23 protein-coding genes are annotated in these 19,515 nt (G+C 62.7%); 14 read left to right on the forward strand and 9 right to left on the reverse strand.

The features are described from left to right. Positions 1–148 precede the first annotated feature (148 nt). The 8 genes from ACQ4WZ_RS05160 to ACQ4WZ_RS05195 all read left to right on the forward strand — a co-directional run bounded on the left by ACQ4WZ_RS05160 (position 149) and on the right by ACQ4WZ_RS05195 (position 5,554). On the forward strand, positions 149–712 hold the full coding sequence (locus tag ACQ4WZ_RS05160; RefSeq protein ID WP_436572726.1) for a GNAT family N-acetyltransferase: 564 nt from the start codon (positions 149–151) through the stop codon (positions 710–712). Further along, positions 709–1,056, forward strand: coding sequence for an SMI1/KNR4 family protein (locus tag ACQ4WZ_RS05165; protein ID WP_166674733.1), 348 nt, complete (start codon positions 709–711; stop codon positions 1,054–1,056). Before ACQ4WZ_RS05160 ends, ACQ4WZ_RS05165 begins: the two co-directional genes overlap by 4 nt. Positions 1,057–1,075: 19 nt before the next feature. Continuing rightward, the gene (locus ACQ4WZ_RS05170) at positions 1,076–1,615 is read left to right on the forward strand and encodes a GNAT family N-acetyltransferase (protein WP_436572727.1); all 540 of its coding nucleotides are present in this window, start codon (positions 1,076–1,078) and stop codon (positions 1,613–1,615) included. After that, positions 1,612–2,313 (forward strand): response regulator transcription factor, encoded by a 702-nt coding sequence (locus tag ACQ4WZ_RS05175; protein ID WP_436572728.1) that lies wholly within the window; start codon positions 1,612–1,614, stop codon positions 2,311–2,313. Before ACQ4WZ_RS05170 ends, ACQ4WZ_RS05175 begins: the two co-directional genes overlap by 4 nt. After that, entirely contained in the window at positions 2,310–3,533 is a 1,224-nt protein-coding gene (locus ACQ4WZ_RS05180; protein WP_436572729.1) for a sensor histidine kinase, read from the forward strand. The genes ACQ4WZ_RS05175 and ACQ4WZ_RS05180 overlap by 4 nt, the downstream gene beginning before the upstream one ends. Before the next feature lie 75 nt (positions 3,534–3,608). Then, positions 3,609–4,484, forward strand: coding sequence for a CE1 family esterase (locus tag ACQ4WZ_RS05185; protein WP_436572730.1), 876 nt, complete (start codon positions 3,609–3,611; stop codon positions 4,482–4,484). A gap of 96 nt (positions 4,485–4,580) precedes the next feature. Then, positions 4,581–5,045: a hypothetical protein gene (locus ACQ4WZ_RS05190; protein WP_133990442.1), complete on the forward strand. Its 465-nt coding sequence runs from the start codon at positions 4,581–4,583 to the stop codon at positions 5,043–5,045. Beyond that, positions 5,042–5,554, forward strand: coding sequence for a DUF1993 family protein (locus tag ACQ4WZ_RS05195; protein ID WP_436572731.1), 513 nt, complete (start codon positions 5,042–5,044; stop codon positions 5,552–5,554). The genes ACQ4WZ_RS05190 and ACQ4WZ_RS05195 overlap by 4 nt, the downstream gene beginning before the upstream one ends. A gap of 3 nt (positions 5,555–5,557) precedes the next feature. On the opposite strand, the gene ACQ4WZ_RS05200 is transcribed toward ACQ4WZ_RS05195, so the two are convergent. From ACQ4WZ_RS05200 to ACQ4WZ_RS05210, 3 genes are read right to left on the reverse strand one after another with little or no spacing between them, the layout of a single operon-like run. Beyond that, positions 5,558–6,010: a hypothetical protein gene (locus tag ACQ4WZ_RS05200; RefSeq protein WP_436572732.1), complete on the reverse strand. Its 453-nt coding sequence runs from the start codon at positions 6,008–6,010 to the stop codon at positions 5,558–5,560. Further along, positions 6,007–6,978 carry a D-2-hydroxyacid dehydrogenase gene (locus ACQ4WZ_RS05205; protein ID WP_436572733.1) on the reverse strand — a complete coding sequence of 324 codons (972 nt, stop codon included), beginning with the start codon at positions 6,976–6,978 and terminating at the stop codon, positions 6,007–6,009. Before ACQ4WZ_RS05205 ends, ACQ4WZ_RS05200 begins: the two co-directional genes overlap by 4 nt. Further along, positions 6,975–7,934 (reverse strand): LysR family transcriptional regulator, encoded by a 960-nt coding sequence (locus ACQ4WZ_RS05210; RefSeq protein ID WP_101481862.1) that lies wholly within the window; start codon positions 7,932–7,934, stop codon positions 6,975–6,977. The genes ACQ4WZ_RS05205 and ACQ4WZ_RS05210 overlap by 4 nt, the downstream gene beginning before the upstream one ends. Positions 7,935–8,124: 190 nt before the next feature. Here ACQ4WZ_RS05210 and ACQ4WZ_RS05215 point away from each other — a divergent pair, with 190 nt between their 5' ends. The 6 genes from ACQ4WZ_RS05215 to ACQ4WZ_RS05240 all read left to right on the forward strand — a co-directional run bounded on the left by ACQ4WZ_RS05215 (position 8,125) and on the right by ACQ4WZ_RS05240 (position 16,105). Further along, entirely contained in the window at positions 8,125–8,295 is a 171-nt protein-coding gene (locus tag ACQ4WZ_RS05215; RefSeq protein ID WP_166674734.1) for a hypothetical protein, read from the forward strand. Beyond that, on the forward strand, positions 8,292–9,152 hold the full coding sequence (locus ACQ4WZ_RS05220; protein WP_436572734.1) for an alpha/beta hydrolase: 861 nt from the start codon (positions 8,292–8,294) through the stop codon (positions 9,150–9,152). The genes ACQ4WZ_RS05215 and ACQ4WZ_RS05220 overlap by 4 nt, the downstream gene beginning before the upstream one ends. 281 nt (positions 9,153–9,433) lie before the next feature. Continuing rightward, complete coding sequence (locus ACQ4WZ_RS05225) at positions 9,434–10,678, forward strand: efflux RND transporter periplasmic adaptor subunit (protein ID WP_133990448.1); 1,245 nt, start codon at positions 9,434–9,436, stop codon at positions 10,676–10,678. A 2-nt stretch (positions 10,679–10,680) separates the two neighbouring features. Beyond that, positions 10,681–13,881, forward strand: coding sequence for an efflux RND transporter permease subunit (locus ACQ4WZ_RS05230; protein WP_133990450.1), 3,201 nt, complete (start codon positions 10,681–10,683; stop codon positions 13,879–13,881). A gap of 44 nt (positions 13,882–13,925) precedes the next feature. Then, a complete protein-coding gene (locus ACQ4WZ_RS05235) occupies positions 13,926–15,371 on the forward strand; it encodes an efflux transporter outer membrane subunit (RefSeq protein ID WP_436573856.1) in 1,446 nt (481 codons plus the stop codon). Positions 15,372–15,547: 176 nt separating this feature from the next. Further along, positions 15,548–16,105, forward strand: coding sequence for a fasciclin domain-containing protein (locus tag ACQ4WZ_RS05240; RefSeq protein WP_436572735.1), 558 nt, complete (start codon positions 15,548–15,550; stop codon positions 16,103–16,105). Between the two features lie 67 nt (positions 16,106–16,172). Here the strand turns inward: ACQ4WZ_RS05240 and ACQ4WZ_RS05245 are convergent, their stop codons facing one another. The 6 genes from ACQ4WZ_RS05245 to ACQ4WZ_RS05270 all read right to left on the reverse strand — a co-directional run bounded on the left by ACQ4WZ_RS05245 (position 16,173) and on the right by ACQ4WZ_RS05270 (position 19,439). Continuing rightward, positions 16,173–16,436: a hypothetical protein gene (locus tag ACQ4WZ_RS05245; protein WP_101481858.1), complete on the reverse strand. Its 264-nt coding sequence runs from the start codon at positions 16,434–16,436 to the stop codon at positions 16,173–16,175. A 43-nt stretch (positions 16,437–16,479) separates the two neighbouring features. Further along, on the reverse strand, positions 16,480–16,830 hold the full coding sequence (locus tag ACQ4WZ_RS05250) for a hypothetical protein (RefSeq protein ID WP_101481857.1): 351 nt from the start codon (positions 16,828–16,830) through the stop codon (positions 16,480–16,482). A gap of 115 nt (positions 16,831–16,945) precedes the next feature. Beyond that, positions 16,946–17,968, reverse strand: coding sequence for a serine hydrolase domain-containing protein (locus tag ACQ4WZ_RS05255; RefSeq protein WP_218973457.1), 1,023 nt, complete (start codon positions 17,966–17,968; stop codon positions 16,946–16,948). 212 nt (positions 17,969–18,180) lie between these two features. Beyond that, positions 18,181–18,513, reverse strand: coding sequence for a hypothetical protein (locus ACQ4WZ_RS05260; protein ID WP_101481855.1), 333 nt, complete (start codon positions 18,511–18,513; stop codon positions 18,181–18,183). Positions 18,514–18,554: 41 nt separating this feature from the next. Continuing rightward, positions 18,555–18,905, reverse strand: coding sequence for a hypothetical protein (locus ACQ4WZ_RS05265; protein ID WP_101481854.1), 351 nt, complete (start codon positions 18,903–18,905; stop codon positions 18,555–18,557). A 222-nt stretch (positions 18,906–19,127) separates the two neighbouring features. After that, entirely contained in the window at positions 19,128–19,439 is a 312-nt protein-coding gene (locus ACQ4WZ_RS05270) for a hypothetical protein (protein ID WP_101481853.1), read from the reverse strand. Positions 19,440–19,515 lie beyond the last annotated feature (76 nt).

Genomic DNA, 19,515 nt, shown 5'->3' on the forward strand with positions numbered 1-19,515 from the left:
TGCATGCATAAGCGGATCATGAAGTTGCATCAATGATATGGTAAAACCTTGCCATACTACATTAAAAAACAAGATCACAAAGTTGCCACATCGTTATAGTTGCATGAAATAATAAGCCTTCGTCCGTTTGCCGCCACACTGGAGCGCCATGACCTACAGCAAGACCATCACCACTGAACGCCTGATCCTGCGCAAGCCGCAGCCATCCGATGAAGCGGCCCAATTCGCCATGCATGCCGACCCGGAAGTAATGCGCTACTTCAGCGAACCGCCATGGACCGATGCCAGCCGCGCCACGCGCCAGATTGCCGAAGACATCGCCGCTTTCGAGAAGGAGGAATTTTTCCGCTTCGCCATCGAGTTGAAGGCGACGGGTGAGTACCTGGGCAGTTGCAGCCTGTTTTCCGAGCACCGCCAGAACCGCCGCGCCGAGATCGGCTATGCGCTGGGCCGTCCGTACTGGGGCAACGGTTATATGCACGAAGCCCTGTCGGCACTACTGGAATTTGCCTTCATCGAGCGCGACCTGAACCGCCTGGAAGCCGATATCGACCCGCACAACGCCGGTTCGGCCAGCGCCCTGGAGCGCCAGGGTTTCAAGCAGGAGGGTATCCTGCCCGAACGCTGGATCGTCGACGGCCATGTCAGCGACTCGGCCTTGTATGGTTTGCTGCGGCGCACGTGGGAAGCACGGCGCAAGGGCGCCGCGTGAGCGGGCAAGACATCGACGCCGTGCAGCGCTGGCTGGGCCACGCCTTGCCGGCGCACTACCTGCGTTTTCTCGCGGACTGGCAAGATGGCCTGCGCGGCGAACAGGTCATGTTGTACGGACTGGACAGCTTGCGGGAACGTAACGAAACGTATGACACGCAGCAAGCATGTCCCGGCTATATCGCCATCGGCGATGACAGCGGCGGGCGCGCCGTCATGCTGGCGCTCGATGGCGCCTCAACGGCTGTGTACCTGGTGGGGCATGGCTCGATGCAGCGCGACGATTTCGAACTGGCGGCCGATGATTTCGCGGCCTGGCTGGCCGATGATTGCCCCGTCGATTGAAGTATTGCAGGAGCGAACGATGAAACCGGTTGACTTGCCCTGTTCCGCCCATCCGCTGGTGACCTTGCGCCACCTGGAGCGCGACGATGCGCGCGCCTGGTATGCGTATTTGGCCGACCCTGTTGTCGTGGAGCACACGAGCTGGGACTTGCGCAGCATAGACGACTTGCAGTCCAATTTCGATGACTATGCATCGGCCCGGCCTACGTCGCCCATGCGCCTGGCCGTCGTGCTGCGCGACGGTGGCCAACTGGTGGGCACCATCGGCTTGAATGCCATTTCCCTCCAGCATCGCACGGCGGAGATCGCCTACGACCTGTCGCCTGCCGTGTGGGGCAAGGGCGTGGCCACCTCCGTCGTGAATTCTGTCGTGGGCTGGGGCTTCCAGCGCCTCGGCTTGCTGCGCATCCAGGCGACCGTACTGGAGAGCAATGAACGTTCGATCCGCGTGCTGGAGCGCTGCCATTTTGCACGCGAAGGTTATCTGCGCAGCTACCGGCAAATTCGTGGAAGATCCGGTAACTTCTGGCTGTACGCGTGCATTGCCGGCATGTCATGAGCAAGCTTCCCTTGAGCATCCTGCTGGTGGAAGACCACCTGGGCATCGCGCGCCAGGTGCTCGATTTTCTCGACGGCCTGGGCTGGCAGACGGACCATGCGGGCACGGGTGCGCTAGCGGTGCAATTGGCGACGCGCAATGGCTATGACGTGGTGCTGCTGGACCTGAACCTGCCTGACATCGATGGCTTGCAAGTGTGCCGCGCCATCAAGGCGGGAGCGCCCAGCAATGTGCCGATCTTGATGCTGACGGCACGCGACGCCTACGAAGACAAGGCGCGGGGCTTTCGCGATGGCGCCGACGATTATTTGACCAAGCCCTTCGAATTGCGTGAACTGGCCTTGCGCTGTGAAGCGCTGGCGCGCCGCCACCAGTTGCACGTGCACCAGGAAATGCGCGTGGGGCCGTTCACCTTGCAGACGCGCACAGGACGCGCCACGTACGGCGATGCGGCGCTGCCGCTGACGCAGACGGGTGTCAAGATCTTGCTGCTGCTGTGCCGCGAACATCCGCATGCCGTATCGCGCTCGGCCTTGCTGCAACATCTGTGGGGCAGCCAGCCGCCCGATAGCGACGCCCTGAAATCGCATATCTATGCACTGCGCAAGCAACTGGAGCTGGCCGGCGCGGCGGGTGTGCTGGTGACCATACCGCAGCTGGGTTACCGCCTTGCGCTCGATTCTGCGGCGCCCCCATGAGCAAGTCGATCCGCCGCAGCCTGTTCGCGGTCCTGGCCGGCTTCACCGTTCTGCTGTGCCTGTGTTATACGGGCCTGGCGCTGGTGATTGCGTATGTGACGGAAGACATGCTGGTGCAGCGCCTGCTCGAACGCGAAGCGGTGGCGGTCGGCCAGCGCCTGCGACAGCACGGTGAGCTGACGCCGTCTGGCAGCGACCTCATCACGATTTATGGCAGCTACCTTGCATTGCCTCAAGCGGTGCGTGAGAAGATGCCAGCATCGGCCACGCGTGCCGAAGTGTTTACCACGACGGGCCAGCATTATCACGTGCTGGCGCTGGACCTTGTTGCCGCTGGCCAGCCGCAGCGCAGCTATCTGCTGGCCGACGTGGCGCCCGTGCTGGTGGTGTCCCGCCTGGTGCCGGAAGTGGGCGGCGTCGTGCTGGGCGTGGCGCTGGCGCTGATCGCCCTGGCCCTGCTGCTGGCCTATTGGCTGGCGCGGCTTCTCGTGCAGCCCTTGCAACGCCTGGCCCAGGAAGCAAAGCAATGCGCGCCCGGCAGCGCCGTCCATTTCAGCGCGCGCGACCGCCCCGACGAAATCGGTTTCCTGGCGCGTCGCCTGGAAACCACGTTCGACGCCTTGCAATCGGCGTTGCAGCGCGAACACGCCTTTGCGCGCGACGTCAGCCACGAACTGCGCACGCCGCTGACCCTGATGCACAACACCCTGGCGCTGGCCGATGCGCATCCCTTGTCGGCAGAAGGGCAGGCGCAGCTGCAGCAGGGCGTCGACGACATGCGCGCCACCATCGAGGTGCTGTTTGCGCTGGCGCGGGCAGAGCAGCTGCCCGGCGAGCTGGTGGAGTTGCGCGGCTGCATAGAGCAGTGCCTGTTGCGCCTGCTTGACGATTTTTCATGGGATGCCGGTTTGCTGACCCTGGAGCTGCCCGAGCGGCTGGACGTGGCCGGCAACGGGCAGCTGATCATGTTGCTCATCAATAATTGCCTGGCCAATGCCCTGTTCCATGGCGGTCCTGATTGCCGCATCAGCATGGCGTTTGCGCAAGGCCGTTTGAGCATCGTCAATACCGTGCCGCCGGGACAGCCACAGCGCGTCCAGGGTTTTGCGCACGGCCAGAACCTGCTGCTGCGCCTGGCCCAGGCCATGCGCTGGGACATCCGTTTTCATCCAGGCGAGGCGCACTACCGTGTCGATATTTTCACTCTCCAAAAACAATAAAAACCAGACGGATTTCACCGCGATTTCACCGGCGCCTGCCTAAGCTGCAAGCTCTTGATTAACGGAGAAAGCCGCATGAAATTGTTTATCAGCCTGCTGGTGCTGGCGTGCACATGCATTCCTGCGCTGGCGCAAGTGAGCAGCCTCGTCCATAAAGAAGAAAAACGCCGCTACATCGTCTATACGCCCGCAGCCTACCAACGCCAGCCGCAGCAATCCTTTCCCGTCGTCTTCAATTTCCATGGCGGCGGCATGAGCATGGCGGAACACATGCTGTACACGCAGATGAACGGGGCGGCCGAGCGGCACCAGTTCATCGTCGTGTATCCGCAAGGCATCCAGCAGGACTGGAACGTGGGTTTCGGCATGGATTATCTGGCGGGCACGGATGACGTCGGTTTCACGCAAGCCTTGTTGCGTAAACTCGAGCAGGATTACCGCATCGATGACAAACGCGTGTATGCCACGGGCCTGTCACGCGGCGGTTTCTTTGCCCTGCGCCTGGCGGCCGAGCTGCCACAGCAGTTCGCTGCCGTCGCCTCGGTGGGCGCGCCCATGCCGGAACCGGTGCTGCAGCATCACCAGAAGACGGACAAGGTGGGCATGCTGCTGATACAGGGCAGGGCCGACAAGGTGGTGCTGTTTGAGGGCAAGGCTGCCAGCTACCTGTCGGCCGAAGACACCTTCGACTATTGGCGCAGGCACAACGGCATCGGCGGTGCCACGCCGCAACCGCGCTTGCTCCCTGGCGCGGCTGGCGACACCACGCAGGTGAACTGGCTGGAGCAGGGTGCCGGCGGCGTCAGTGTAGCCTTGCTCACCGTCCAGGACGGCGGCCACACGTGGCCCGGCGCCGATGCCTTTAATATCGGCCTGCCCATCGGCAAGACCACGCGCGCCATCGATGCGAATGAGGTGATGTGGGAATTTTTCAGCCGCCATCGCCGCTGACGCCATGCTAGGATGGCGGCCATCGCTGCAGTGCTATGCGGCAAATCAGGGGGAAGGGGTAGCACGGTGGCAATGTCAGAGGCAGGTATCGCGGCCATGGCCGAGGCAATCTTCGCCAAGCCCGGCGCAGCCGTGGCAGAAGCGTATTCGGAGGCGGAACAGGAAACGCTGCATTTTCATTCGGCCACGGAACTGTGTGCGTATGCGGCCAGGCTGGAGGCCGAAGGCGCCAGCGAGGTTCTTTTGGCCGTGCATTACCCGGACATGGGCGGGCAGTTTGCCCCGACCCGTATCGCGCTCGACCCGGCCAAGTGCGATGGTCTCACCTACCGCTACGTGTGCGAAGGCTGGGGCGTCATCCGCGTCTACCTGCGCTTGTCCAGCGGCAAGGGCCTGGACTCGAACGTGAGCGTCAATACGCAGAAACGCGCGGAAAAATGGCAGCGCCATTACCCGGCATTCGGTTCGCCCGACGCCTGGCACTGGGATGCCGTGGGTCGCCATGAACGCCGGCTGATTCGCGTGCTGAAGAAGGTGGCCACACAGGAGGGCCAGTCATGACGGAGCTGATGCGGACCAACCCCGCCACCATCTTTTGCCGCTCGCTGGCACAGCTGTCCGTCATGCTCGACAAGACCGGCACCGCACCGGAACTGCTGGCGGCGCGTCTGCACCCGGACATGCTGCCATTCGCCCAGCAAGTGCGCGCGGCCGTGAGCTTTTCCCTGCGCGGCTGCTGCCCGCTGGCGGGGCTGGACGTGGCCGATTTCAGCGCCGCCCCCAGCCTGCAGGAACAGATCGCGCAAACCATGTGCTACCTCATGGCCATTCCTGCGGAACGTTTTGACGGGCCGCCCGGCCGCATCTGCCGCGACCGCGCCGGCTTCGCCGACATCGCGCTGCCTTCCGGCGAATATCTGAACTTGTACATCCTGCCGAATTTCTATTTTCACTTCGGCATGGTGTATGCGATCGCCCGCAGCGCCGGCGCGGCCATCGGCAAGGGCGATTTCGACGGCTATCATGCCTATGCGCCGGGATTTTCATTCGAGCGGTCCGACGCGCCTTAGTTCCTACAGCCCCGCATCCTTCCACGATGCCAGTCCCAACCGCTTCAGCAGCCGGCCCGACAGCCCGCAGCTCCAGCAGCTCATCTGGATTTGCCGCTGCCGCTCCCGGTTCGCATGCCAGGCTTGCTCGGCGTAGTCGAGCAGGGCGTCGCTGAGCGGGGAGGCGTCGGCTGTCGCAGGCAAGCGTGTCATCAGTTCAAACACGCCGTGCGGTGTCTCCTTGATCTGCAGCAAGCCCGCCAGCAGTGCGCGAAGGACGGCGCCGTCGATGGAAGCGCTCGCTTGCGTGTAGCGCTGCTGCCAAGATAGATCGCGCTGCTGCCACAGGGCCAGCAGCGCAGGCACGTCAGCCGTCCGCAGTTGCCCGATCAGCTCGGCCGCTTCGAGAAACAGGTCGAGGCGGTCGTATTCGTCGTCGCTGCACAGCAGTTCATCGAGCTCGTGCAATACGCTCATGCCACGACGTTCGTTGGGGCGCCCCGTTCGAACGCTTCCACGTTGCCGATCAAGATGTCAGCCAGCTTTTGCATGGCTTCCCCGCTGGCCCAGGCCGTGTGCGGGGTGAGGATGAAGTTGGGCAGGCGCAAGTTCAACAGCGGGTTGTCGGGCAGCGGCGGCTCCTTCGATAACACGTCGAAACCGGCGCCGGCGATCACGCCGTTCGTCAATGCTGTGGCCAGGGCCGCCTCGTCGACAAGGCCGCCCCGCGCCGTGTTGATCAGGAGCGACGTGGGCTGCATGCGCGCCAGTTCTTGCGCACCGATGATGTTGCGCGTCTTGTCCGTCAGCGGCAGGTGCAGGCTCAGTACGTCGGACGTGGCCAGCAGTTCGTCGAAACTCACCTGCGTCACGCCGTCGTCCTCGATGGGCGAGCGATTGTGTACCTGCACTTGCATGCCAAAGGCGCGCCCCAGCTGGGCCACGGACTTGCCCAGCGCGCCATAGCCGAGCAAACCCAGGCGGCTGCCGGCCAGGTCGCGGATCGGGTGGCCGAACAGGCAGAAGCGGTCGGACGCCTGCCACAGGCCTGCTTCCACGTCCGCCCGGTAGGCGACCAGCTGGCGGCGCAGGGCCAGCATCAGGGCCAGCGTATGCTCGGGCACGGTGGCGCGCGCATAGTCGCGGATATTCGCCACCACGATGCCCCGCTCGCGGCAGGCGGCCAGGTCGAGGATATCCGTGCCGGTGGCGGCTACGGCGATCATCTTCAGGTCCGGCAGCTGGTCCAGCTCGGCTGCGCGCAGCGGCACCTTGTTCGTGATGGCGATGCTGGCGCCTTGCAGACGGGAAACCGTCTGTTCGCTGCCCTTGGTGTGCTGATACTCTTCCCAGCTGTGGCCGAAGGCGGGCGGACGCACTTTGGCGATCAGGCTGTCGCGGTCGAGAAAGACGATGCGGTGGGGCGTTGTGCTTGCTGCGGTCATGGCTGGGCCTCGGTCTGGGCGGCACGCGCGGGAAGATTGCTCTTGCCCTTCAGTTGCGTGGCCGGGTGGTTGGTAAACATGTCGGCGACCCACTCGACAAACACGCGCACCTTGGCGGACAGATGGCGGTTGGGCGGATAGATCACGTGGATGGGCAGCGGGTCGGATTCCCATTCATCGAGCAATTCCACCATTTTGCCCTGTTCTATCAGCGGCGCAAGCATGAAATGCGTCATTTGCACGATGCCCAGGCCGGCCAGGCCGGCGGCCGCGTAGGCGTTCGAGTCGTTCAGGGCGATATGGCTGGGCATGGACATCTGGATGCGTTCACCGGCGCGCGTGAAATCCCAATCGAACGTCTTGCCTGTCTTGGCGGAGAAAAAATTCACGCCCCGGTGCTGCGCCAGGTCGTTCGGGTGCAGGGGTGTGCCATACCGCGCCAGGTAGCCGGGCGCGGCGCAGGTGATGAAATGCAGCACGCCGACCCGGCGCGCGATGAGGTTCAGGTCGCCCAGCTCGCCGCCGCGCACGGCGCAGTCGACGCCTTCCTCGATCAGGTCGACGGGGCGGTCGCTGCAACCGAGCTCCAGCGAGATGTCGGGGTAGCGGGCGAAAAAGTCGGGCAGGGCGGGGATGATCAGTTCGCTGGCCAGGGCCGTGGGCGCATCCACGCGCAGCCGTCCGCTGGGGCTCAATCGCGTGCGCGACAGCGATTCCTCGGCCTCGCGCACGTCCGACAGGATGCGCACGCAGCGTTCGTAATAGGCGGCGCCGTCGGAGGTGATGCTGACATGGCGCGTGGTGCGGTTGAGCAACTTGACCGACAGGCTCGCTTCCAGCGACTGGATCAGCGTCGATACGGTGGCTTTCGGCAGCTGCATGTTTTCCGCCGCGCGCGTAAAGCCGCCCGCATCGACGACTTGGATGAAAACTTCCATGGCTTGCAGCTTGTTCACTTGATTCCTTATCATGTTATGCGCGATTGTTCGTAATCCTGAACAATCAATTCGTCATTGCACTCTTTATTAGATTGTAGATCAAGTCTATAGTTGTTGTACTGCAGCATAAATGTGATGCCGCAGGAAGTACAACAGGAGAAAAATCATGGGTCATCGGAATGGAATCTTTGCAGTGCTTGCTCTCGCTATGAGCTCGCTCGCTCTGGCCGCGATGGTATCGACGGATGCATATTCGTTGGCGGCGCAAAGCGAAGCCAGTGCGTATAGCGCCCTGACCCATGAGGTGGGCGGCGTCGCCCTGTTGTGCCTGAACGACGCGGTACGCGATGTTGCGGTGCAGCCGGTGGTAGCGCAATGAGCGTTGCCGAGACCTCGGCCGAACTGGCACCTGGCCAGGCGCTGAAGATACGCGACATCCAGGTGCAGGGCGCGCAAGATGCGCTCGCCGCGCGCGTCTACACGGCCGGCGTGCCGGGCGCCAAGCAGTCCAGCCTGATCGTCTTCTTCCATGGCGGCGGTTTTGTCGACGGCGACCTGGAAGACGCGGACGATTTCCTGCGCTGCCTCGTACTGAGCAATCCCGACCACGTGGTGCTGGCCGCGAACTACACGCTGGCGAAGGTGCGGCCATTCCCCGCCGCCGTGGAAGACGCGCATGCCGTGCTGTTGTGGGCAAAAAAGAACAAGTCCAAGCTGAGCTGGACGGGCAAGCAGATGGTGGTGTCGGGCATCGAAGCGGGCGCCAACCTGGCTGCCGTATGCGCCATGATGTCGCGCGACCGGGGCGGACCGCCCCTCGCGGGCCAGGTGCTGATCATGCCCATGCTCGACCCCGGCCTGTCGACCTGCTCGATGCGCCACTTGCCGACCTGTCCGGACCTGGCGGAAGTGGCCGATCAATGCGCCGCCGCCTACCGTGGCTACCTGCCGAATGCCGCTGACCGTACCCATCCGTACGCGTCGCCATTGCAGTCGAGTCGCCTGAAGAACCTGCCGCCAGCCTTGATATTGTCCAGCGAAGATGACCCATTGCGCGACGAGGCTGAACAATACGGCAGCAAATTGATCGCCTGCGGCATCAAGACCACCGTAAGGCGCATGGCCGCCGCGCCGCTGCAGGATGCAGGTGCCCGCAATGAGTGCGCCTGCAAGGTGCAGGTATTGGGTGAAATCGCCAGCTTTGTCGCTGGACTGGGGCAGGAGCCCGAGTCATGACGCCGCCATCTGCGGCAACGCAAAAAAACTTACACTAACTAGTTTACTTTTTGAGTTTCGGTTGCTACACTACGCAGTGTAGTTCCCATCTTGTCTGCGTTGTGCGCTCGCACAGCCAGCTTCGTCGTCCCCGTCCGCTTTTACGCAGCTGGCGGCCTGTTTACCTTTGATCGAGCGCCGTCGGGCGCCATGGCACCACCATACGCTGTAGTTTCCACTTTTAGCTGGGTTGCTTTCTGCCGCCCATACCATTAAAAATTTTCATAAAACAGGGAAATAAAATGAAAAACGTTCAACAATTTTCCACTCTGCTGAAGCCCCTGGCTGCCTCGCTCGCGCTGGCAGGACTGGTGGCCGTGAGCCTGGCCGGTTGCGATACGGCCAATAGCAAGGTGCCCGACGCGCCAGCGGCCGGCGGCCCGCCCATCTCGGCCGCCGCCGTCATCGAAAAACAGATCACGGAAACACAGGAATTCTCGGGCCGCCTGGAAGCGATCGAGCGCGTGGAAATCCGCTCGCGCGTCGGCGGCTTCATCACCGCCGTCAACTTCAAGCCGGGCAGCGAAGTGAAAAAGGGCGATGTGCTGTTCGTCATCGATCCACGCCCCTTCCAGGCCGAAGTGTCGCGCGCCGAAGGTACGGCCGCCTCGGCCCGTGCCAAGGCGGAACTGGCCAAGCTGGAACTGTCGCGTGCTGAAAAGCTGCTGGCTGAAAAAGCCATCGCCCAGCGCGAATTCGATGAAAAGGCCTCGGGTCTGAAAGAGCTGGACGCTAACGCCCGCTCGGCGCAAGCCGCGTATGAAGCGGCCAAACTGAACCTGTCTTACACGCAGGTGCAGGCGCCGATCAGCGGCCGTGCCAGCAAGGCGGAAATCACGGTCGGCAACCTGATCGACGCTTCCGCCATTTTGACCTCCGTGGTATCGACGGACCGCATCTACGCCAGCTTCGACGGCGATGAAGATACGTATTTGCGCGTGGCCGGCACGGCGCAAAAGGGCACGCCCGTCACCGTCAAGGTGGGCCTGGCCAATGAAACGGGCTTCCCGCATGAAGGCAAGCTGGAATTCGTCGACAACCAGCTCGACCCGGCCACAGGCAGCGTGCGCATGCGCGCCACCTTTGCCAACGCCGAGCGCCAGCTGGTGCCCGGCCTGTTCGCGCGCATCCAGCTCGATGGCGGCAATGGCCCTCAGGCGCAAAGCACGGCGCTCTTGATCTCCGACCGCGCCGTCGGCACGGACCAGAGCCGCAAATACGTCTACGTGGTAGGCGCAGACAACAAGGCTGAATACCGCGCCGTGAAGCTGGGCCCGAACTCGGACGGCTTGCGCGTGGTGCGCGAAGGCTTGAAAGCGGGCGAAAAGATCGTCGTCAACGGCTTGCAGCGCGTACGCCCCGGCGCGCCCGTGACGCCGCAGATGGTGGCCATGGATTTTGACCCGACCGCGCCAGTCGCCCCCGCAAAACCTGAAGCAAAAGACGCCAAGATCGCCGCGAAAGCAGCATCGACTTCCAAGGAATAAACATGAATTTTTCCCGCTTTTTCATCGACAAGCCGATTTTCGCGGCGGTGCTGTCGATTGTCATATTCGTGGCCGGGCTGCTGTCGATATTCGGCCTGCCCATCTCCGAATATCCCGACGTCGTGCCGCCATCGGTGGTGGTGCGCGCGCAGTACCCGGGCGCCAACCCGAAAGTGATCGCCGAAACCGTGGCCGCGCCGCTCGAAGAACAGATCAACGGCGTCGAGAACATGCTCTATATGTCCTCGCAAAACACGTCCGATGGTTCGATGATGCTGACCGTGACCTTCAAGATCGGTACCAACGTCGAGCAGGCCGAGACGCAGGTGCAGAACCGCGTGCAGCGCGCCTTGCCGCGCCTGCCCGAGGAAGTGCGCCAGATCGGCGTGACGACCGTCAAGTCCTCGCCCAACCTGACCATGGTGGTGCATCTGGTCTCGCCGAACAAGCGCTATGACGACATGTATCTGCGTAACTATGCGGTGCTGAACGTCAAGGACCAGCTGGCCCGTCTGCCCGGCATGGGCGACATCCAGATCTTCGGCGCGGGCGATTACGCCATGCGTATCTGGCTCGACCCGCAAAAGGTAGCGGCGCGCGGCATGACGGCCAATGACGTCGTCGACGCCATCCGCGAGCAGAACGTGCAGGTGGCCGCCGGCGTGATCGGCGCCTCGCCAGCGAAGAACTCGGACTTCCAGCTGACCGTCAATACCCAGGGCCGTCTGCAGACGCCCGAGGAATTTGGCGCCATCATCGTGCGCACCAATGCCGACGGCGCCGTGACGCACCTGAAGGACGTGGCGCGCGTGGAAATGGGCGCCAACAGCTACTCGTTGCGTTCGCTGCTGAACAATAATCCTGCCGTCGGCATGGGTATTTTCGAGGCGCCGAATGCCAACGCGCTGCAACTGTCTTCCGACGTGCGCGCCAAGATGGACGAGCTGAAAAAAGACTTTCCGCAGGGCGTGGAATACCGCATCGAGTACGACCCCACGCAGTTCGTGCGCTCGTCCATCGAAGCCGTGATCCATACCCTGCTCGAGGCGATCGCCCTGGTGGTGCTGGTGGTGATCATCTTCCTGCAAACCTGGCGCGCGTCCATCATTCCGCTGCTGGCTGTTCCTGTCTCCATCGTTGGTACCTTTGCCGTGATGCTGGGCTTTGGCTTCTCGATCAACACGCTGTCGCTGTTCGGCCTCGTGCTGGCCATCGGTATCGTCGTCGATGACGCCATCGTGGTGGTGGAAAACGTCGAGCGCAACATTGAGGAAGGCTTGTCGCCGCGCGACGCCACCATCCAGGCCATGAAAGAGGTCAGTGGTCCCATCGTCGCCATCGCCCTGGTGCTGTGCGCCGTGTTCGTGCCGATCGCCTTCGTGCCTGGTTTGTCGGGCGAGTTCTATCGCCAGTTCGCGCTGACCATCGCCATTTCGACCGTGATCTCCGCTTTCAGCTCGCTGACCCTGGCGCCAGCCCTGTCGGCCGCGCTGCTGAAACCGCACGATGCGCCGAAAGACGCGTTGACGCGCGGAATGGACATGATCTTCGGCCGCTTCTTCGCCTGGTTCAACCGCTTCTTCGGCCGCGCTTCGCACCGCTATGAAGCGGGCGTGAAGGGCGTCCTGGGCCGCAAGAGCGCCTCGCTGGGCGTGTATGCACTGCTGGTCGTCGCCGCCATTTTCACCTTCAAGTCCGTGCCGGCCGGCTTCGTGCCAGCGCAGGACAAGCAATACCTGGTGGGTTTTGCGCAATTGCCTGACGCCGCTTCGCTGGACCGCACGGAAGATGTCGTGCGCCGCATGTCCGACGTCATCAAGTCGGTGCCTGGCGTCGAGTCGACCATCGCCTTCCCCGGCCTGTCGATCAACGACTTTACCAATGCGCCGAACGCCGGCATCGTCTTCGCCACGCTGAAGCCGTTCGACGAGCGCACCACCAAGGAATTGTCGGGCGGTGCCATCGCGGCCGAGATCAACAAACGCCTGGGCGGCATCCAGGACGCCTTCATCATGGTCTTCCCGCCACCGCCGGTCAACGGCCTGGGCACCATCGGCGGCTTCAAGATGATGATCGAAGATCGCGGCAACCTCGGTTACGACGCGCTGTACAACGCCACCCAGGCGCTGGCCGCGAAAGCGTACCAGACGCCGGAACTGGCGGGCGTGTTCTCGGGCTACCAGATCAACGTGCCGCAGCTGTTCGCCGACGTCGACCGCGTGAAGGCCAAGCAGATGGGCGTGCAGCTGCAAACGATTTACCAGACCTTGCAGATCAACCTCGGTTCGCTGTACGTGAATGACTTCAACCAGTTTGGCCGCACTTACCAGGTGCGCGTGCAAGCCGATGCCGAGTTCCGCTCGCATGCGCAGGATATCGCGCAGCTGAAAGTCCGCAATAACAAGGGCGAAATGATCCCGTTGTCGTCGTTGATGCGCGTCAAGGATAGCTATGGTCCGGACCGCGTGCAGCGCTACAACGCCTACGCCGCAGCCGATTTCAACGGCGGCGCAGCCCCTGGCGTATCGAGCGGCCAGGCGCAAGTCGCGCTGGAACGCATCGCCAAGGAAGTGCTGCCGCAGGGGATTTCGTATGAATGGACGGAGCTGACCTATCAGGACATCTTGTCCGGCAATACGATGATCTATGTGTTCCCGCTGTGCGTGCTGCTGGTGTTCCTGGTGCTCGCTGCCCAGTACGAAAGCTGGACCCTGCCGCTGGCCGTGATCCTGATCGTGCCGATGTCGATCCTGTGCGCCTTGCTGGGCGTCAAATTGACCGGTGGCGACAACAATGTGTTCACCCAGATCGCGCTGTTCGTGCTGGTGGGACTGGCGTCGAAGAATGCGATTCTGATCGTGGAATTTGCCCGCGAACTGGAAGAACATGGCCGCACCGTCGTGCAAGCGGCGCTGGAAGCTTGCCGTTTGCGTCTGCGTCCGATTTTGATGACGTCGATCGCCTTCATCATGGGCGTGGTGCCCCTCGTGTTCTCGCACGGTGCCGGTTCGGAAATGCGCCATGCCATGGGCGTGGCGGTGTTCGCCGGCATGCTGGGCGTGACCTTCTTCGGCCTGTTCCTGACGCCCGTGTTCTATGTACTGCTGCGCACCCTGGCGCAGCGTTTTGAGAAAAAACCAGCCGCCGCTGCCGCCAAGCCTGTCGCCGCGCCAGCGCTGGACCTGGAAGGAGATATATATTGAAAACCAAGGAAATCGTCGGGCGCGTCAAGCCCGTGCTGACCGCCATGGCCGCCGCCGTGCTGCTGGCCGCCTGCGCGGCGCCGGAGTTCAAGCAGCCGCAGATCGAGACGCCGACGGCGTTCAAGGAAGCGCAAACCTTGCCGGCCGTGCAGACGGCAGCCGATGGCACGCGCTGGAAGCAGGGCGTGCCTGCCGAGCGCCAGGCGCGCGGCGAATGGTGGCTGGCCTTCAATGATCCGGCGTTGACCAGCCTGATCAACGAAGCCACGCAAGCCAACGCCAATCTGGCGGTGGCCGCGGCCCGCGTCAAGCAGGCGAGGGCCATTGCCGGCATCGCAGAAGCGGACCGCATTCCGCAAGTGGGCGTCAACGTGGGCGGCCAGCGCAACCGCGCTTCGGCCGTGTCGCTCGGCTTGCCGAACGGCGCACCGGTGGCGGCGACCAACGTCTACCAGGCCAACCTGACGGCCAGCTACGAAGTCGATTTGTTCGGCAGGGTGGCATCGAATGTCAGCGCCTCGCGCAGCGATGCGCTGGCCGTGGAAGCGACCTACCGTTCGGTGCTGCTGTCCTTGCAGGCGGACGTGGCGCAAACCTACTTCCAGCTGCGCGCCACGGATGCCGAACTGGTGACCCTGGAACAGACGGTGCGCCTGCGCGAGGAAAGCGTGCATGTGAACCAGCGCCGCTATGACTTGGGCGACATCGGCGAATTCGACCTGTCCCGTGCCCGCACGGAGCTGTCGACGACGCGCGCCGAAGCCATCGGTCTGCAGCGCCAGCGCGCCACCAGCGAACATGCGCTGGCCGTCCTGCTGGGCAAGCCGGCCGCCAGCTTCACGGCGACCGTCAACCCGCTGCAGGACAGCGGCTTCCTGCCCGTGATCCCGGCCGGCATGCCATCGTCCCTGCTGGAGCGCCGTCCCGACATCGCGTCGGCGCAGCGCACCATGGAAGCGTCGAATGCGCGCATCGGCGTGGCGAAGTCTGCCATGTTCCCGGCCCTGACCCTGAACGCCTCCGGCGGCGGTGCGTCCGACACCTTCTCGGACATCTTCAAGTGGAGCAGCCGCTCCTGGCTGCTGGGCGCCCTGATGTCGATGCCCATCATCGACGGCGGCCGTAATAAAGCTGCCGTGAGCCGCAGCGAAGCGCAGCTGGAAGAGTCGGTGGCGACGTATCGCCAGAGCGTGCTGGTGGCCTTCGCCGAGGTGGAAGACAACCTGGCCGGCCTGCGCATCCTGTCGGGCCAGACGCAGCAGATCGACGAAGCCGTCGTCTCGGCGCGCCGTTCGGCCGACCTGGCGCAAAAGCTGTACGACGCGGGTCGTTCCAGCTACCTCGATCTGCTCGACGCACAGCGCAACCTGGCGACCATCGAGCGCAACGCCGTCCAATTGCGCGGCAACCGCGCCGTCACCACGGTGGCGCTGATCCGCGCCCTGGGCGGCGGCTGGGGCGAGGCGGAGCCGCAGGTCGCGGCCAACTAGTTTCCCGGCACCGCGGGCTGGAGTGTCCTGCCCGCGGCAAGGGATGCATATCGGGAACGGCGTCGTGCGTTTGCACGGCGCCGTTTTTTTGTTTGCAGTCAGTTGAATCCGTTTGCGCAAAGGGCGCGTAAATACTCCTGCAATCACGCAAACGCAGTCATCCAGGAGATATCACCATGCGCACCTTCGTTCCCGCAGCACTGTTCATCACTTCCATGCTGGCCGCCAGCGCCCCCTTTGCCGCCGACATGATGACCATGGTGGGTGGTCAGAGCATGTATCCGTCCAAGGACATCGTCGATAACGCTGTCAATTCGGCTGACCACACGACCCTGGTGGCTGCCGTCAAGGCTGCCGGCCTGGTCGATACCTTGAAAGGCAAGGGGCCATTTACCGTGTTCGCGCCGACGAATGCGGCCTTCGGCAAGCTGCCCGCCGGCACTGTCGAGACCCTGGTCAAACCCGAAAACAAGGCGACGCTGAGCAAAATCCTCACCTACCACGTGGTGCCCGGCAAATATGACTTCAAGGCGCTGGCCAAGGAAATCAAGATGCACGACGGCAAAGCGATCCTGCCCACGGCCAGCGGGGGCAAGCTGATGTTCGCCATGAACGGCATGCACAACATCGTCGTAATGGATGAGGGCGGCAATAGCGCCAACATCAGTACCTACGATGTGTATCAATCGAATGGCGTGATCAATGTCATCGACACGGTGCTGATGCCGAAATAAACAGACGAAAAATCGGACGAAAAAAAAGACAGGGAAAACCCTGTCTTTTTGCTTGGTGCCGCCGCGATTACTTGGCTGGCGCTGCTGCCGGTGCGGAAGCTGCCGCTGCGGCCGGAGCTGCTGGCGTTGCCGCTGCGGCTTTTTTCGCCTTGTGATGCTTGGCTTTCTTGTGCGCCGCTGGCTTGACTGCGGCTGCCGGCGCTTCTGCCTTGGCGACAGGGGCGACGACAGGAACCGGCGCCACGGGAGCGACTGGCGCGACGGCTGGCGTCTGGGCGAAAGCGGCGGTGGCGAACAGGCTGGCGATCAGGGTGGCGATAACTTTTTTCATGATGAGATCCTTGGTATGGTGTGGTCAGTATAGTGTGTCGGAATTACTTGGCTGGTGCCGGTGCTGGTGCAGCGGCGGTGGCCGATGCCAGCTTTTCGTCAGCTTTGGCCTTGGTTTTCTTGGCGGTGTGGTGCGCCTTGGCCTTGGTAGCTGCAGCGTCGGTTTTCGCGCTGGCTACTTCCGTTTTCGCGGCAACGACTGCTTTCGCTTCTTTCGCATCGGCTTTGACGACCGTTTTGGCTTCCTTGGCGTCCGCTTTCACGACGGCCTTGGTGTGTGCCGCTTCCACTTTCGCGGGAACCGAGGCTGCCGGGGTGGCAGGAGCTGCAGGCGTTTGAGCAAAGGCAGCAGTAGCGAACAGGCCGGCGATCAGGGTGGCGATTACGTTTTTCATGGTGCAGTCCTCAGTGGTGGTTTGTCTGGTGTGTCTGTTGGTGCCGGGATGATTCCCGTGTCACTGAGCATAAAACGCGCCCCCGAACGCTTGCGTTGACGGTCATTACAAACGCTTACATCTGCGTTGCATCCGCCTTCAGGATGGCCTTCAGGATGTCTTCCGAACGGCGCTGTCCATAGCCCTTTCCATACGCGCTCGATGCGATGCTCACCACCATGCGGCGCGCGGGGATCACATAGATCTTGTTGCCGCCATTGCCCGAGGCGAAATGCACGGCGATCTTCTTGTCCCCTATGTCCTGCGTTTTCGCGTACCAGAAATAGCCGTAGCTGTCGGCGTAGCGGTCCACGGCGCCGATGGCTGCACGCGGCGCCAGCGCGGCTTGCAGCCAGGCGGCGTCGATGACCGGTCGGCCATCGACCGTGCCCTTGTCCAGCACCATCTGGCCAATCTTCGCCGTGTCGCGTGCGCGCAGCGACAGATTGCCCTGTCCTTTCGGGTGGTTGGCGACGTCGCGGCCCCAGCTCCAGCGGGTGATGCCCAGCGGCGCGAACAGGACCTTGGCGGCATAGTCTTCCAGGTCGGCGCCGCTGGCGCTTTCCACCACGCGCCCGGCGATATACGAACCCAGCGAGTTGTAGCGGTAGATGCTGCCCGGTGCAGCGGCGGCCGGCACGCCGCGCACAAAGGCGTCGGGGTCGGACGCCTCGTCGAGCTTGTCTTCATTGCCCGGCGAGTGTTCGTCTTCGTCAAAGGCGGCCAGGCCCGAACGCATGGTGAGCAAGTCGTCGAGGATGATTTTGCCTGCGGGGCTGCCTGCCACTCCCGGCCAGTAGTCGCCCGCCGTTTTTGTTGTCGCCAGCTGGCCACGCTCCACGGCCGCGCCCACCAGCAGCGCGGTGATGCTTTTGCCGGCCGAGCGGATGTCGTGCAGGGTGTCGGCCGTCTCGCCGTTGTAATAGCGCTCGGCCACGATGGCGCCGTCGCGCAGCACGACGACGGCGCGCAGGTCGCCATGGATGTCGCCGTCCTGGGCTTGCAGGACTTGCGCGATGGTGGCGGAGGCGCTGTCCTGCGCCAGGGCGGCGCAGGACATGAGGAGAGTAGCGAGGAATGACAGGGGCAGGCGGCGCATGGACAGCTTTCGTGGCGATGGACGGAGTGCCAGTGTCGCTCATGTGCAGCGCTTTGTCGCGCGCAAGCTGACCTGTTCGATGAAGTTCGCATGAAGGCGCGGCGGAGACTGCGCCATGCAAAAGGGACAGCCGAAGCTGTCCCTGGTATTGCAGGCGAAGTGGCCACGCTAGCGCAGACCCGGCGGACGCGCTCCCGTGGCTGTGTTCGCGTTTACTTCGCTGGTGCTGGCGTTGCCGGAACGGTTTCTGCCGCTTTCGCTGCATCCGCTTTCACCTTGGCTTTGCTTGCCTTGTGATGGGCCTTGGCCTTGGTGGCTTTGGCATCGGCCTTGGCGCTGGCGACATCGGCTTTTGCATCGGCGGCGACGACCGCTTCCTTGGCATCTGCTTTCACGACAGCCTTGGTTTCCTTGGCTTCTGCCTTGGCCACGGCTTTCGTGTGGGCCGCTTCCGCCTTGGCGGGCGCTGCCGGGGCGGCAGGGGTTTGGGCGAAGGCTGCGGTAGCGAACAGGCTGGCGACGAGGGTGGCGATAACTTTTTTCATTTTGTTTTCCTGGCGAGTGGTGAGCGATGGTGTGTCGATGATTACTTGGCTGCTGCTGGTGCTGCTTCAGCGGTGGCCGAAGCCATTTTTGCGTCGGCCTTGGCCTTGGTGTGCTTGGCCTTGTGATGTGCCTTTGCTTTGGTGGCAGTTGCTTCGGTCTTGGCGCTTGCCACTTCCGTTTTAGCGGCGACGACGGCTTTCGCTTCTTTGGCATCCGCTTTCACAACGGCTTGCGCTTCCTTGGCGTCGGCTTTCACGACAGCCTTGGTATGGGCCGCTTCCACTTTGGCGGGAACCGAGGCTGCTGGCGCTGCGGGTGTTTGAGCAAAGGCAGCGGTAGCGAACAGGCCGGCGATCAGGGTAGCGCTCAGGTTGAAAATGCGTTTTTTCATGGTGCAGTCCTCAGTGGTGGTTTGTCTGGTATGTCTGTTGGTGCCGGGATGATTCCCGTGTCACTGAGCATAAAACGCGCCCCGCAAGCTTGCCGTTGACCTTGTTTACACTTTCTTACAATCAGCTGTTTTATCGGCTGTTGCTGAATGATGGCGGCATGAAAACGAAAAAAGACAGCCGAAGCTGTCTTTTTATGTGGCGCGGAAAACGCGCGGAACTGATTACTTGGCTGCTGCTGCCGTTGCCTCAGTTTTGGCTTCGTCAGCCTTGGCCTTGGCTTTTTTCGCTTTTTTATGGGCTTTGGCCTTGGTGGCGCTGGCATCGGCCTTGGCGCTGGCGACATCGGCTTTTGCATCAGCTGCGACGGCGGCTTCCTTGGCATCGGCTTTCACGACAGCCTTGGTTTCTTTCGCTTCTGCTTTAGCCACTTCCTTGGTGTGCTTGGCTTCGGCCTTGGCAGGCACTGCTGGCGTTTGAGCGAAGGCTGCGGTAGCGAACAAGCCGGCGATCAGAGTAGCGATTACTTTTTTCATGGTGCAGTTCCTCGAGAAGTGGGTTGTCGTTCAGGAGATGCATTTCCCCTGTCACTGAGCCAAAAACGCGCCGTGC

The organism is Janthinobacterium darwini, from assembly GCF_051380905.1.
GTDB lineage: Bacteria > Pseudomonadota > Gammaproteobacteria > Burkholderiales > Burkholderiaceae_D > Janthinobacterium.